The organism is Flavobacterium panacagri (assembly GCF_030378165.1).
Lineage (GTDB): Bacteria > Bacteroidota > Bacteroidia > Flavobacteriales > Flavobacteriaceae > Flavobacterium > Flavobacterium panacagri.
The window spans coordinates 3,094,336-3,107,834 of record NZ_CP119766.1; the positions used below are offsets into that span (position 1 = coordinate 3,094,336).

At 33.2% G+C, this 13,499-nt stretch carries 15 protein-coding genes; 8 read left to right on the forward strand and 7 right to left on the reverse strand.

The annotated features are described in order from the left end of the window. Positions 1-18: 18 nt before the first annotated feature. From P2W65_RS13765 to P2W65_RS13775, 3 genes are read left to right on the forward strand one after another with little or no spacing between them, the layout of a single operon-like run. Entirely contained in the window at positions 19-477 is a 459-nt protein-coding gene (locus tag P2W65_RS13765; protein ID WP_289658091.1) for a hypothetical protein, read from the forward strand. A gap of 2 nt (positions 478-479) precedes the next feature. After that, on the forward strand, positions 480-788 hold the full coding sequence (locus tag P2W65_RS13770; RefSeq protein ID WP_289658093.1) for a DUF3817 domain-containing protein: 309 nt from the start codon (positions 480-482) through the stop codon (positions 786-788). Between the two features lie 7 nt (positions 789-795). Beyond that, positions 796-1,002: a hypothetical protein gene (locus P2W65_RS13775; RefSeq protein WP_289658095.1), complete on the forward strand. Its 207-nt coding sequence runs from the start codon at positions 796-798 to the stop codon at positions 1,000-1,002. A 53-nt stretch (positions 1,003-1,055) separates the two neighbouring features. Here P2W65_RS13775 and lpxD read toward each other — a convergent pair whose 3' ends face one another. The 4 genes from lpxD to prfB all read right to left on the reverse strand — a co-directional run bounded on the left by lpxD (position 1,056) and on the right by prfB (position 4,813). Further along, entirely contained in the window at positions 1,056-2,054 is a 999-nt protein-coding gene (gene lpxD, locus P2W65_RS13780; RefSeq protein WP_179004037.1) for a UDP-3-O-(3-hydroxymyristoyl)glucosamine N-acyltransferase, read from the reverse strand. Between the two features lie 329 nt (positions 2,055-2,383). Continuing rightward, positions 2,384-2,830 (reverse strand): peptide-methionine (R)-S-oxide reductase MsrB, encoded by a 447-nt coding sequence (gene msrB, locus P2W65_RS13785; RefSeq protein ID WP_109192736.1) that lies wholly within the window; start codon positions 2,828-2,830, stop codon positions 2,384-2,386. Between the two features lie 29 nt (positions 2,831-2,859). Continuing rightward, positions 2,860-3,714, reverse strand: coding sequence for a hypothetical protein (locus P2W65_RS13790; protein ID WP_289658099.1), 855 nt, complete (start codon positions 3,712-3,714; stop codon positions 2,860-2,862). Then, positions 3,715-4,813 (reverse strand): peptide chain release factor 2 gene (gene prfB / locus P2W65_RS13795; protein ID WP_179004035.1). Its coding sequence is split into 2 segments (ribosomal slippage): positions 3,715-4,749 and positions 4,751-4,813, totalling 1,098 coding nucleotides; the frame shifts between segments, so codons are not numbered across the junction. Positions 4,814-4,964: 151 nt separating this feature from the next. Here prfB and P2W65_RS13800 point away from each other — a divergent pair. After that, on the forward strand, positions 4,965-5,984 hold the full coding sequence (locus P2W65_RS13800) for a threonine aldolase family protein (protein WP_289658102.1): 1,020 nt from the start codon (positions 4,965-4,967) through the stop codon (positions 5,982-5,984). A gap of 125 nt (positions 5,985-6,109) precedes the next feature. Here P2W65_RS13800 and P2W65_RS13805 read toward each other — a convergent pair whose 3' ends face one another. After that, positions 6,110-6,457: a YbaB/EbfC family nucleoid-associated protein gene (locus tag P2W65_RS13805; protein WP_256871116.1), complete on the reverse strand. Its 348-nt coding sequence runs from the start codon at positions 6,455-6,457 to the stop codon at positions 6,110-6,112. A gap of 42 nt (positions 6,458-6,499) precedes the next feature. On the opposite strand from P2W65_RS13805, the gene P2W65_RS13810 reads away from it, so the two are divergent. The 3 genes from P2W65_RS13810 to P2W65_RS13820 all read left to right on the forward strand — a co-directional run bounded on the left by P2W65_RS13810 (position 6,500) and on the right by P2W65_RS13820 (position 10,990). Beyond that, complete coding sequence (locus P2W65_RS13810; protein WP_289658105.1) at positions 6,500-8,635, forward strand: S9 family peptidase; 2,136 nt, start codon at positions 6,500-6,502, stop codon at positions 8,633-8,635. A gap of 70 nt (positions 8,636-8,705) precedes the next feature. After that, on the forward strand, positions 8,706-9,746 hold the full coding sequence (gene capA, locus P2W65_RS13815) for a cysteate synthase (protein WP_109194804.1): 1,041 nt from the start codon (positions 8,706-8,708) through the stop codon (positions 9,744-9,746). A 326-nt stretch (positions 9,747-10,072) separates the two neighbouring features. Further along, positions 10,073-10,990: a LamG-like jellyroll fold domain-containing protein gene (locus tag P2W65_RS13820; protein ID WP_289658109.1), complete on the forward strand. Its 918-nt coding sequence runs from the start codon at positions 10,073-10,075 to the stop codon at positions 10,988-10,990. Positions 10,991-11,102: 112 nt separating this feature from the next. On the opposite strand, the gene P2W65_RS13825 is transcribed toward P2W65_RS13820, so the two are convergent. After that, entirely contained in the window at positions 11,103-11,306 is a 204-nt protein-coding gene (locus P2W65_RS13825) for a hypothetical protein (protein ID WP_289658112.1), read from the reverse strand. A 282-nt stretch (positions 11,307-11,588) separates the two neighbouring features. Between P2W65_RS13825 and P2W65_RS13830 the strand changes: the two genes are divergently transcribed. Then, the gene (locus tag P2W65_RS13830; protein WP_289658114.1) at positions 11,589-12,494 is read left to right on the forward strand and encodes a LamG domain-containing protein; all 906 of its coding nucleotides are present in this window, start codon (positions 11,589-11,591) and stop codon (positions 12,492-12,494) included. Between the two features lie 321 nt (positions 12,495-12,815). On the opposite strand, the gene P2W65_RS13835 is transcribed toward P2W65_RS13830, so the two are convergent. Next, a complete protein-coding gene (locus P2W65_RS13835; protein WP_289658116.1) occupies positions 12,816-13,499 on the reverse strand; it encodes a hypothetical protein in 684 nt (227 codons plus the stop codon).

Here is a 13,499-nt window from a genome sequence, read left to right on the forward strand (position 1 = left end):
TGTCTAAATCAAAAAACAATGTATCAAACACTTTTAGTCGGCCATTCTTTTATGCGATGGCTTGTATTGTTAAGCTTATTGTATTCTATTTTTATTGCTTACAAAGGTTATTCTCAAAAACTTCCTTTTACTAAGAAAGCTAATTTATTAAGGCATTGGACGGCTACTATTGCTCATATCCAGCTTCTTTTTGGAATATTGGTTTATCTGCAGAGCCCGATTGTGAAATATTTTTGGAGAAATTATAAAGAAGAATTTCAAAATCTGGATGCTTCATTTTTTGGACTAATTCACATTGTTTTGATGTTAGTTGCTATAATCATCATCACAATTGGTTCCGCTTTAGCGAAAAGGAAACTTTCAGATCAACAGAAATTCAAAACGATGTTAGTTTGGTTTTCTATTGCCTTAATCATCATTTTTATTGCCATTCCTTGGCCATTTTCACCTCTTGCGAATCGACCTTATTTTAGATAATTATGAAAAATTTATTTCAAACAAATACCGGACGTTTAAGAATTATTGGGTTTCTTGAAGGCACATCACTTTTGATTTTACTTTTTATAGCAATGCCAATGAAATATATTTTTGAAATGCCGTTTCTAACAAGACCTGTAGGAACCATTCATGGCGCTCTGTTTTTGCTTTTTATATTTAATGCTTTAAGTGTTGGAGTAGAGCAGAATTGGAAATTTAGGGATACAACTTGGAAAGTGCTTTTGGCTTGTGTAATTCCATTTGGTACTTTTTACATTGATTATAGAATTCTAAGTAAAATTCAAAATTAGTGAAGTTATGATTTTTGTATTCAAAACAAACGTTGACAGCATTTCTAAAGTGAAAAAAGTTACGCCAAAACTAAATCAGTTATTTCCCAATTCAAAATGGAATTTTGATCTAGAAGATTGTGATTATATTCTACGATTTGAGTGTAAAGATGATATTATCGAAAAGGTAATTTTCTTAATGAAAGTAATTGGCTTTGAATGTGAAGTATTATAAAAACAAAAAAACATCCGTAGAAGCGGATGTTTTTTATATAAATTATAATTGAATTATTTTTTAGGTGCACAAACCATTCGTTTTAACATTGCCCATTGTTTTAGGGCATCACGAGCTTCAACTGCAGGATAACCCAGCATTGTTTTTCCAGCAGGAACGTCTCCAGTTACACCAGATCCTGCGCCAATGACAGCTCCGTCTCCAATAGTGGTGTGATCTTTTATAGAAGCGCTTCCGCCAATAATAACACCGTTTCCTAAAGTTACAGAACCTGCTAAACCACTGTTTCCAGCCATAATACAGAACTTTCCAAGTTTGCTGTTATGTCCAATTTGAACTAAATTATCTATTTTACAGCCATCTCCTAAAATTGTAGAACTGAATTTTCCGCGGTCAACACATGAATTTGCGCCAATTTCAACTCCGTTTCCAATGATTACATTTCCAATTTGCGGTATCTTTACTAGTCCTTTTTCACTGCAAGGGCGAAATCCGAAACCATCTGCTCCAATGGTTGCGTTTGGATGAATGATACAATCACTTCCAACATGACAACGCTCTCGAATCACTGTTCCAGACCAGATAATAGTGTTTTTCCCAACTGTGGATTCGTCTAAAATAGTGACATTTGGATAGATTACTGCATTGGCACCAATTTCGACTTTTGGCCCAATATAGCAGCCAGCACCTATTTTGGCACCTTCGCCAATTACAGCGGTTTCATCTATAGTAGCTGTTCTGTGGATATTGTTATGAAAAATTGGAGTCGGCGGAGCAAAAAGAGCAAGAATTTGGGACATTGCCAAATCGGCATTTTTTACTTTTATAAAAGCACGATTTTCTCCAGGTTCAATCGAAATGTCTTCGTTGACTACAGCAATGGATGCATTAGAAGTCGACCAGTATTTTTCATATTTTTTATTTCCAATAAATGAGATTTCTGAAGTCGTTGCTTTTTCTAATTGTTCTGTGGCGTTTATGGTTTGTGAAGTACTGCCGCAAATTACGCCATTAATAACTTCATTAATTTCTTGAATTGAATAGAATCTCATTGACAAATTTAATAGATTGTGGGTTATTTTTTGCCAAATAAAATGAATTACATTCTAATTACCTAATTAATTTTTTCGGTTTCTTAATAAAAAAATAAAATAATAATGTAATTTTTGAAAAATTAACATTTAAAATATTAATTTAATGAGAGTTTTTTAAGGTGTTGAATGGCTGTGACTTAGATTTTGAGTAAAATCAATTCGAAATTTAGAAGAAAAAATAAATTATTTAATTGTTAAGTGATGGCTTACATTTGTTTTGTTAAATCACTTAATTGTTGATAGTTATAAAAAAAGCGATTCACTTTTAAGGAATCGCTTTCTGTAAATTATTCTTTAATTTTTGATAAAGAAACTGCGTTTATACAGTAACGTAAACCACTTGGTGGTGGGCCATCTGGAAAAATATGTCCCAAATGTGCGTCGCATACGTTGCATACCACTTCAACACGAACCATTCCGTAAGATCTGTCAGCATGATATGCGATAGCATTTTCTTTGATTGGCTGTGTGAAAGAAGGCCATCCTGTTCCTGATTCAAATTTTTCACTTGCATCAAAAAGAACAGTTCCGCAGCACTTGCATTCGTAAATGCCAGGATCAAATAAACTGCATAATTCAGAGCTAAAAGATCTTTCGGTGCCTTTTAGACGTGTTACCTGAAATTCTTCTGGAGTTAAGATTTGTTTCCATTCTTCCTCCGTTTTTTCCACTCTTTTTTCAGGAGCTGGATTTCCTTTATTTGTAAAATGAATTACATCTGCCCATTTTATCATAACTATTTTTTTTAGTAAATATGAAAAGTTTAATTGTCAAAAGGGTAATTTTTATAACGCTTATATTCTCCGGTTTCGCAATTTATTTTAACTACATACTGTTTTAGATTTCTAGGAACTAAATCATTAGGAAGCGTTCCTGATTCAGTTTCTTCGCCAAATACATAATAACTATCTTTTGGGCCAACTTCAATTCCATTAATTGTAGTAGATCTAAAAACCTGATTTTTCCTTTTTTCTTTTAGGATTCGTTCGGCATCTTCTATTTTTATATTGCTCTTTTTTGCAAAACCATAATATCCAGCACTATCAGATACACTTATCTTTTTAATATGTTTGGATATTTCAGGGTTTATCCAGCCGTTTTCCCTGAAAAGTATTGGACTTAGCAGAAGCTCATTGTTAATTGTAGGATTGTCAGAAAATCGGCAGTCATGGCTTCCGACATATCCTGTCATTCCATAATGTAAGTAAGCGTAATGATGGTATCCCGAAATGTAATAATGTAATTTGTTTTGTGTAGTAACTACAATCGTATCAGTTTTTAAAAATGATTTGTAAGGAATATTAATTGATTGGTATTCGTTGGAAGAAGTTTTTTTATTAAACCCATTTTTAATTATTGTGTCATGGATAAATTTCCCTTCTCTTATGATCTGGAATTTAAGAATACTGATTTCGCTTTTCTTGAATTTTGCAAATTGAATCTCAGGTTGTTCAGTAATAAATTTGATGGAATCACATTCTTTTGAGAATGTGATTCCATCAATTTCGGCTTGTTTTTTACGGCTATTTAATGACCAAAAGAACCATCCAATTATTATTGCTAATAATATAAATACTGTGCCTGTAACTACTAAACAACCTTTGATGTATTTGTTCATTTATTCCTCTTCTTTCTGTCCCATCATCATTAAATAGGCTTTAAGGAAAGCGTCAATATTTCCGTTCATTACGCCATCGACATCGCTGGTTTCGTAACCTGTACGAACGTCTTTTACCAATTTGTAAGGCTGCATTACGTAATTACGAATCTGAGATCCCCATTCGATTTTCATTTTTCCAGCTTCAATATCAGCACGCTGCGCTTGTTGTTTCTTTAACTCAATTTCATACAATTGAGAACGAAGCATTTGCATAGCACGCTGTCTGTTATCTTGCTGAGAACGTGTTTCAGAACACTGAATCTGGATTCCAGTTGGTTTGTGAACCAATTGTACTTTTGTTTCGACCTTATTTACGTTTTGTCCACCAGCTCCACTCGAACGAGAAGTTGTAATTTCGATATCGGCAGGATTAATGTCGATTTCGATACTGTCGTCAACTAATGGATAAACGTAAACCGATACGAATGATGTATGACGTTTGGCATTACTGTCAAAAGGTGAAATACGTACCAAACGGTGAACTCCGTTTTCTCCTTTTAAATATCCAAAAGAATAATCGCCTTCAAATTCTAGAGTTACGGTTTTAATTCCCGCAACGTCACCTTCTTGAAAGTTCAGTTCTTTTATTTTGTAGCCATAACTCTCTCCCCACATCATGTACATGCGCATCAGCATTCCAGCCCAGTCGCAACTTTCAGTTCCACCGGCTCCAGCAGTGATTTGAACTACAGCGCTTAAGCTGTCTCCTTCGTCAGAAAGCATGTTTTTGAATTCAATGTTTTCAATGTGCGATTGTGCGGCATTGTATTGTTCATCTAGTTCATCAACAGTAAGTTCTCCTTCTTTGTAGAAATCATAAGCCAGCTGTAATTCTTCTGTTAAAGAAACGGCTTTGTCATAATCTTCGATCCATTTTTTCTTGTTTCGAAGATTTTTTACAATGTTTTCGGCTTCTTTAGGATTGTTCCAGAAGTCGGGTGCAAACGTTTTTTCTTCTTCGTTGGCAATTTCGATTAGCTTGGCATCGACGTCAAAGATACCTCCTCAACGCACCAAGGCGCTCCACAATACCTTTTACTTGTTCGGCTGTTGTCATAAATTAATTAATAGGTTTTATATGTTTTTTATCAAAATTACGTTAATTTGGTCTATAGAAACGAGCGAGTTAAATTTTACTAAAACTTGCTGAGAATAACTATAAGTAATACGTAATTTTGCATACAAAAATAAGATATAGTTTTTAGAATATGGAAATAAATTTAATCAGCGATACCATAACCAAGCCTACTTATGAGATGCTGCAGTATATGTTTAACGCCCATGTTGGTGACGATGTATACAAACAAGACCCAACGGTGATTGAATTAGAAAACAGAACGGCTGAATTTTTTGGTATGGAAGCTGGCCTTTTTTTTCCGTCTGGAACTATGGCTAATCAAACTGCGATTAAACTGCATACGCAGCCGGGAGAGCAATTAATTGCAGATAAATATGCTCATGTTTATCATTATGAAGGAGGAGGAGTCTCTTTTAACAGCGGGGTTTCCTGTTGTTTAGTTGATGGGAATCGTGGGATGATAACAGCGGCACAAGTTGCAGCGGCAATAAACGATCCAGAATTTTATCATAGTCCGTTAACCAGTTTGGTTTGTGTCGAAAATACAACCAATAAAGGAGGTGGTGCTTGTTATGAATTAGAAGATTTAAGAGAGATAAAAAAAGTTTGTGACGCCAATAACCTGAAATTCCACATGGATGGCGCTAGAATCTGGAATGCTTTGGTGGCAAAAAGACAAAATCCCAGAGAATTTGGAGCTATTTTCGATACCATTTCGGTTTGTTTGTCAAAAGGATTAGGAGCTCCAATTGGTTCTGTATTGCTTGGAAGTAAAGCTGATATCTACAGAGCGTTGAGAATCAGGAAGATATTGGGAGGAGGAATGCGTCAGGTTGGGTATTTAGCGGCTGCTGGATTATATGCTTTAGCTCACAATATTGAAAGACTAGCTGAGGATCATCGTCGTGCGAAAGAAATAGCTAAGGTTTTAAGTACGAAACCTTGGATCGCATCAATAGAACCTGTAGAAACTAATATTTTAATTTTTTCATTAGCTGAAGGTTACAGTGATCAATTATTGATTGAAAAATTAAAGCAGAAAAATATATTAATAAGCTCACTTGGGTATAATAAACTTAGAATTGTAACGCATTTAGATTATAAAGAAGTAATGCATACTTATGTAATTGATACACTTTCCAAGTTTTAGACAAAGTGACAAAGTGACAAAGGTTCAAAGTAACAAAACTTACAAAAAAAGACGCATATTGCGTCTTTTTTGTTTTTTGAGTAAGAAGAAACCTTTGTCCCTTTGTAACTCTGTATCTTTGCCTCTTATTTAAACAAATTATCCATCCCAGGAATAGAAGGCATATCCATTCTTGCAACGGCGTCTAATTCTCTTTCATTAACATTTGTTGCTTTTTCAATTGCTTTGTTTAGAGTAACAATTAAATAATCTTCTAATTGCTCTTTATCTTCTAAAATAGAATCGTCAATAGAAATTGATTTTATTTTTCTGCTTGCAGTGATAGTAACTTTTAATAATCCGTCAGCGCTTTGTTCATCAATCAAAACTGTATCCAAACGCTTTTTTGTATCTTCAATTTTTTGTTGGGTCTCTTTAAGTTTACCCATCATTCCCATTAAATCCATTTTTGTTGATTTTTTAAATTGTTTCAGACAAAATTAGTATATTGCTGTGTTAATTCAATAGAATATTTTATGAAAAAATTAATTTTGTTCTGTTGGCTTTATGCTATTTTTGCGACTTCATATTTAAAAATTAATGCTCAATCAATGCAAAATGATATATCGGCTCCAAAGGCCAAAATAATTCCAAAAACATTAAAAAAACATAAAGAATCCAGGATTGACAATTACTTCTGGCTGAATGATAGAGAAAATTCAGAAGTAATTGATTACCTAAATCAGGAGAATGCTTACTATGAAAATATGACTTCTCATACAAAATCTTTAAAAGATAATTTGTTTGAAGAAATGAAAGGAAGAATCAAAGAAGATGATTCTTCGGTTCCTTATTTTTATAATGGATATTTCTATATTACCCGTTTTGAAACAGGGCAGGATTATCCCATTTTTGCCAGAAAAAAAGGAAGTCTTGCGGCAACAGAAGAAATTCTTTTTAACTGTAATGAGATGGCAAAAGGACATGCTTATTTCAAATTAGGAGGTTTAAGTATTAGTCCGGATAATAAATTTGCCAGTTTTGGGGTAGATATTGTCGGAAGAAGAATTTATACCATTCAGATTAAAAATTTAGAAACTGGTGAAATTTTAGCTGATAAAATAGAAAATGTTACAGGAGCTTCAGTTTGGGCAAATGACAACAATACTATTTTTTATGTGAGACAAGATCAGGTGACGCTGAGAGCTGATAAAGTTTTTAAACATAAATTAAATACAGCTTCAGAAAAAGATGTTTTGGTTTTTGATGAAGTTGATGATACTTTTAATGTATCAATCAGTAAAGAAAAGTCAAGAAAATATATCGTTATTGGTTCTGGAAGTACTTTAACAACAGAATACAGAATATTAAATTCAAATAATCCGGACGGAGAATTTGTTGTTTTTCAACCACGAGTTCGCGGATTAGAATATAGTATTTCGCACTATGAAGATTCGTTTTATATTTTGACGAATAAAGATAAAGCGACCAATTTTAAATTAATGAAAACGCCTGAAGATAAAACGGGAAAGAAAAACTGGGTAGATCTTATTCCGCACAGAGAAGATGTTTTATTGGAAGATATTGAAATATTTAAAAATTATTTAGTTGTAGAGGAACGTTCTAATGGTTTAAATCATATCCGAATTATGCCTTGGAATGGTGAACCAGATTATTATCTTCCTTTTGGCAGTGAGACGTATAACGCATACACTACAACTAATGTTGATTTTGATACCGATATTTTACGTTATAGCTATCAGTCATTGGCAACACCATCTTCTGTAATTGATTTTAATATGAAAACTAAAACCAAAGAAATCTTGAAAGAACAAGAGGTTTTAGGTGGGAAGTTTGATAAAAAAAATTATATCGAAGAAAGAGTTTGGGTAACAGCCAGAGATGGAGTAAAAGTCCCAATTTCGATGGTTTATAGAAAAGGACTAGAGAAAAATGGTAAAAATCCGTTATTGCTTTATGCCTACGGTTCGTACGGAATCACGATGGATACTTATTTCTCTTCGACAAGATTATCGCTTCTAGACCGCGGATTTGTTTACGCTATTGCGCATATTCGTGGAGGAGAAGATTTGGGAAGACAATGGTATGAAGATGGAAAACTGTTAAAAAAGAAAAATACCTTTACAGATTTCATTGATTGCTCTAAATTTGTAATAGACCAAAAGTACACTTCTTCTGATCATTTGTATGCAGAAGGGGGATCGGCAGGAGGTCTTTTAATGGGAGTGATTGTAAATGAAGCTCCTGAATTGTATAACGGAGTCATAGCTCAGGTGCCTTTTGTAGACGTAATTACCACAATGCTGGATGACAGCATTCCGCTTACAACTGGAGAGTATGATGAATGGGGAAACCCAAACAAAAAAGAATATTATGATTATATGTTGTCGTATTCACCTTACGATAATGTAAAAGCACAGGAATATCCTAATATGTATGTGTCTACAGGATTACACGATTCGCAGGTACAATATTGGGAGCCAGCTAAATGGGTTGCAAAATTGCGAGATTTAAAAACAAATAATAAACTTTTATTTTTAGATACGAACATGGACGCAGGTCATGGCGGGGCTTCGGGACGTTTTGAGGCTTTGAAAGACTTAGCAAAAGAATTTAGTTTTTTATTAGATTTAGAAAAAATTAAAAGCTAATTAGATTTTTTTTGTTAAATTTGCAACCTATCAAGGTTAATTAAAAATGCCCTTGATTAACTATTTTTTTATGAAAGAAGAAATAACCGCTTATAATAATGTTTTAGAGTTAATAGGTAACACCCCGCTTATTAAACTAAATAAAATTACCGAAGAGTTAGAAGGAAATTTCTACGCAAAGGTAGAAGCTTTCAATCCAGGTCATTCCTCAAAAGATAGAATAGCATTGTATATTATTGAAGAGGCCGAAAAAAGAGGAATTCTATCACCAGGAGATACCATTATCGAAACCACATCTGGAAATACAGGATTTAGTTTGGCAATGGTAAGCATTATTAAAGGTTACAATTGTATTTTAGCAGTAAGTTCAAAATCGTCTAAAGACAAAATTGACATGCTGCGCAGTTTAGGAGCTAAAGTATATGTCTGTCCCGCTCACGTTTCTGCAGATGATGAAAGATCATACTATAATGTAGCAAAACGTTTACACGAAGAAACAAAAGGTTCAGTTTACATTAATCAATATTTTAACCAATTGAATATTGATGCTCACTACAACACTACAGGTCCAGAAATCTGGGAACAGACAAAAGGACAGATCACACACTTAATTGCTTGCAGCGGAACAGGAGGAACTATATCTGGAACTGCAAAATTCTTAAAAGAAAAAAATCCAAATATTAGAATACTAGGAGTTGATGCTTTTGGTTCTGTATTGAAAAAATACCACGAAACAAAAGAATTTGACAGCAAAGAGATTTATCCATATCGTATAGAAGGTTTAGGTAAAAATTTAATCCCATCGGCTACAGATTTTGATATTATTGATAAATTCATGAAAGTAACCGACGAAGAGAGTGCGCACTCAGCAAGAGAAATCACTCGTAAAGAAGGTTTATTTGTTGGATATACTTCTGGAGCAGTAATGCAGGCTATAAAGCAATATGCTGAAGAAGGCGAATTTACAAAAGACAGTAATATTATCGCTATTTTCCCAGATCACGGTTCTCGTTACATGAGTAAAGTATTCAGCGATGACTGGATGAACGAACAAGGTTTCTTTGATAGTGTTAACGAAGAAGAAGCGCAAAAAATTGAATTCGTAAAGTAACTAGTTACTTTTTTAAATATCAAACTCCATTCGTATTTACGAATGGAGTTTTTTTATGACCTAAAATTTAAAATAAAATATTAGGTATTTTATTAAAATAGCGTATTTATACGTAAGAAATTAGTAAGTTGATTAAATTTTGACTTGTATTTTAGTAATATCGTTAAAAGTGTAAAAATGTATTTTGACGATATAAAATATCCGAAATTGTTTATTTTAACGAGTATTTCTGTAGGTTGTCGGAAATATTTCCGCTCCAATTCATAATAATCTAGTTTAGCAGTATTAAAATAACCTTAGTTGTTTAATCCCTAAAATCTATTATTATGAAAAAATTACTACTCACAGTTTTGTTTGTAAGTTATTTGAATGTTACTGCTCAAACACCGATTCAGGAATTTAACTTTAATGGTACTTTAAATAATACCGCCAACACCACTTCATTTATGGGAATCGATAATTTCGTTGCCGACAGGGCAGGGGAACTTAGAGGAGCCCAAAGATTAAACAATAAAGCGCTAGAAGCTGTAATAGACAATTTGCCACAAGGTAAGAGTGCTAGAACAGTTAGTATCTGGGTGAAATTCAATGATATTTCAAACGCAAATTATATTTGGGGATACGGAAATGCTTATAATGCACAATACTGCGGTTTATTACAGCAGGGAACTTCTTCGTCTAACTCCGATTTGAGTTTGGCGGCTTGGGGAGCTTCTAATGATGTGATTGTTTCTACTCCGTTAGAAAAATATGTTTGGTACAATTATACAATTACTTATGAAGGAGTAACTTCCAAAATCTATCGTGACGGAAAGCTGTTGAAATATCTTGAAGGAATGACAAGAGCTACAAACGGTACTATTTTTAGATTAGGCGAAATTAATACTACTATTGGGATTAATGCGGATATAGATGATTTAAAAATCTACAATGTAGCTTTAACTCCAGAACAGGTAAAAGATCTTTATGAAAGCGGAAAACCAGTTGTTGCTGTAGCAGCTGCTCCAACTGTGGAATTGAAAACGTCTAAAACTGTCGCTGCAAACGGTAAAACGGCGGCTAAACCGGCAAGTGGAAAAATAATAACTACAAGTGATGTTAGTGGTGCTGTAAAAAATATTGAAGTCTACTCACAAGGTCAAAAAATAGAAGGAAGTAATGCAATGAATATTAATGATCTGCCAGAGGGAACTTATTTGCTAAAAATTACTAGTTCTCCAGCCAAAAAGATTACTTCAAAATAACAGTTTTTACTTAGTTTTTAATTTTAGTTAGTTTGTATTGTTGCGAAAGCAATGTAATTTTTTGAAATAGTAATCAAAAAAACCTTCTGAAGCTCAGAAGGTTTTTTATTGATTATCTTTTTTTCTGCTGGCCTGGAGCATATGCTTTGGCGCTTTGGCTTCCTGAAGCTTTTTTAGCTTGTCCTGGCGGGATTTTTTTTCCTGTAGTTGCTGGTGTCGCAGTATGGGTGTGCGTGCTGCAACTTATAACACTTAATACTAAAAATAAAAGTACTAAAACAATAACTGCGATTCTAGTGATTTTTGATGTCTGCATTTGGGGTAATTGATTGTTAATTCTCGTGACGACAAATATAAATTTTAAAGTAGAATTAATGAAATAACAGTCCAAAAAGTCTGATTTTTGAAATTTGTGAGAATTATGCATTTATATGTAGGAATTCCTTGGTAATGCTGAATTAAAATTATAGTTTTAACAAAATTTGTAAAAATTCAATTAGAGTTTTAATAGGCTGAAGTATTGTAGTTTAAATTCTTTGAAAAAAGAAGATTTTCATTCAAATACATTGAAAAATATACTTTTAATATCTTTTTATATATGAAAAAATTATTACTCTCTTTAATGTTTGTAAGTTTTTTGAATACAAATGCACAAAATCCAGTGCAGGAATTTACTTTTAATGGGAATATGAATAGTGCTGATAACACCATTTCATTTTTAGGAACTCCTGTTTTTGTAAATGATAGGATGGGAACTCCTAAAAGTGCTTTACGACTTACGAATAAAGCATATCAAGCAGTAGTTGGAGATCTTCCGCAGGATAATAAACCAAAGACTTTTTCTGTTTGGGTAAAGTTTAATGCGGTCACTGCAGCTAATTATATTTTGGGTTATGGAACAGCTGTAAATGGACAATATTTTGGACTGATACAACAACCGGCTGTTTCTGGTAATTCCGATTTAAGTTTGGTAGGCTGGGGTGATACGAACAATGTAGTGGTGTCTGTACCACTTGTAAAAGAGACTTGGTATTTTTATAGTGTTACTTATGATGGAAATGTATCAAAAATATATCGTAATGGAGAATTGCTAAAATCTCTAGAAGGTATACAACGTTCAGCAAAAGGGTATATTTTAAATATTGGAAAACTGAATACGGCAACCAGTATTAATGCGGATATTGATGATCTTAGATTATATACTGTTGCTATGACAGATGAACAGGTGAGAGAAGCTTATAACAGTTCTAAACCAGCTGTTTCGACACCAGAACCGCAAGCAGCGTCTTCAGTAAAAAAGGCGGTTACGGCTCCAGCAAAAACTTCGGCTCCAGCTCCAGCAGCACCTGTTATAGCTTCTTCAAATGAAGCTAATAAAGGCGGTAAAAATATCGAGGTTTTCTCGCAAGGCAAAAAACTAATAGGAACTGATGCTTCTAACATTGCTGATTTGCCAGAAGGAACTTATTTGATTAAAGTGACGAATGGAGCTCCTCAAAAATAATTTTTGAATTTTATATAAGCAAAAAGCCTTCTGAAATTTCAGAAGGCTTTTTGTTTTTAGCTTAATACGCTAATTACAATGAATAGAACTACGAGTGCTATTATGGCGTATCTTGTGATTTTTGAGGTTTGCATTTTGTGATTGTTTTTTAATTATTCTTTTTCAAAGATATGTAATTGATTGGCAGTATCTGAAGCATAAATTTTATTTTCATTTACTTGTAAATCTTTGAATATTCTCTTTTGTGTGATTCATGATGTCAAATCGAAGGATTTATACAGTAGCGAGGGATTCTAAATAGCTATTAGATACTTTTTATCATTACAGATTATACTTTGGCTCAATTGTTTTTAATCTTTCTTTTAATCTTTCATAGTAAGGTATCCACTCATCCAATCTATATTGTTTGTCATAATAGATACTATCCACGAATTTTATTTTTTCTGAAAAATTAATGTCATTACATAATTTGGAAATAATAAGTCCTTGCCAAAAATATTCAGGGCCATTACTTGCCAAAATATCTGACCATAATTTTCCAGCTTCTTGTAGATTATTCATTTTCTTAAGAATATTAGGAATATAAGAGTATTCTTTGTAATAGCTAAATCCAGTATTTTCAAAAAATGAAATAATACTATTACAAAACAAATTACATGCTTCGTTAGTTTGAATAGGATTCTTTTGAGTATTATATTCAATTTTACCCGGCGATTTAATAGTAGAAAAAAATAAACCTCCTTCTATATATGACGATAAGTCCATGTTAGGTAGTCCTATCTCTAAAATATTGTTTGATACCTCTGGTAGCCACATGTAAGATCCGAACTCATGGTATCCTTGTGATTTCCAGTTGAATCCACAGATAATAGCCGCATTATCTATGTGTTTTACAAATAGAGATGAATTTGCTTGATCTCTTTGTTCAAACTGATTGTCGTTAAAGAAAGGCTCTATTAGTGATAATATAAGTCTAACTTGTTCATTTAGTTTTTTTTCTGACAT

Bases quoted from the DNA above. Each gene is read 5' to 3' on its own strand.
- P2W65_RS13820 (WP_289658109.1), top strand. From the start codon at position 10,073: ATGAAAAAATTACTACTCACAGTTTTGTTTGTAAGTTATTTGAATGTT.
- msrB (WP_109192736.1), bottom strand. From the start codon at position 2,830: ATGATAAAATGGGCAGATGTAATTCATTTTACAAATAAAGGAAATCCA.
- P2W65_RS13775 (WP_289658095.1), top strand. From the start codon at position 796: ATGATTTTTGTATTCAAAACAAACGTTGACAGCATTTCTAAAGTGAAA.
- P2W65_RS13765 (WP_289658091.1), top strand. From the start codon at position 19: ATGTATCAAACACTTTTAGTCGGCCATTCTTTTATGCGATGGCTTGTA.
- P2W65_RS13790 (WP_289658099.1), bottom strand. From the start codon at position 3,714: ATGAACAAATACATCAAAGGTTGTTTAGTAGTTACAGGCACAGTATTT.
- P2W65_RS13830 (WP_289658114.1), top strand. From the start codon at position 11,589: ATGAAAAAATTATTACTCTCTTTAATGTTTGTAAGTTTTTTGAATACA.
- capA (WP_109194804.1), top strand. From the start codon at position 8,706: ATGAAAGAAGAAATAACCGCTTATAATAATGTTTTAGAGTTAATAGGT.
- P2W65_RS13810 (WP_289658105.1), top strand. From the start codon at position 6,500: ATGAAAAAATTAATTTTGTTCTGTTGGCTTTATGCTATTTTTGCGACT.
- P2W65_RS13770 (WP_289658093.1), top strand. From the start codon at position 480: ATGAAAAATTTATTTCAAACAAATACCGGACGTTTAAGAATTATTGGG.
- lpxD (WP_179004037.1), bottom strand. From the start codon at position 2,054: ATGAGATTCTATTCAATTCAAGAAATTAATGAAGTTATTAATGGCGTA.
- P2W65_RS13835 (WP_289658116.1), bottom strand. From the start codon at position 13,499: ATGTCAGAAAAAAAACTAAATGAACAAGTTAGACTTATATTATCACTA.
- P2W65_RS13825 (WP_289658112.1), bottom strand. From the start codon at position 11,306: ATGCAGACATCAAAAATCACTAGAATCGCAGTTATTGTTTTAGTACTT.
- P2W65_RS13800 (WP_289658102.1), top strand. From the start codon at position 4,965: ATGGAAATAAATTTAATCAGCGATACCATAACCAAGCCTACTTATGAG.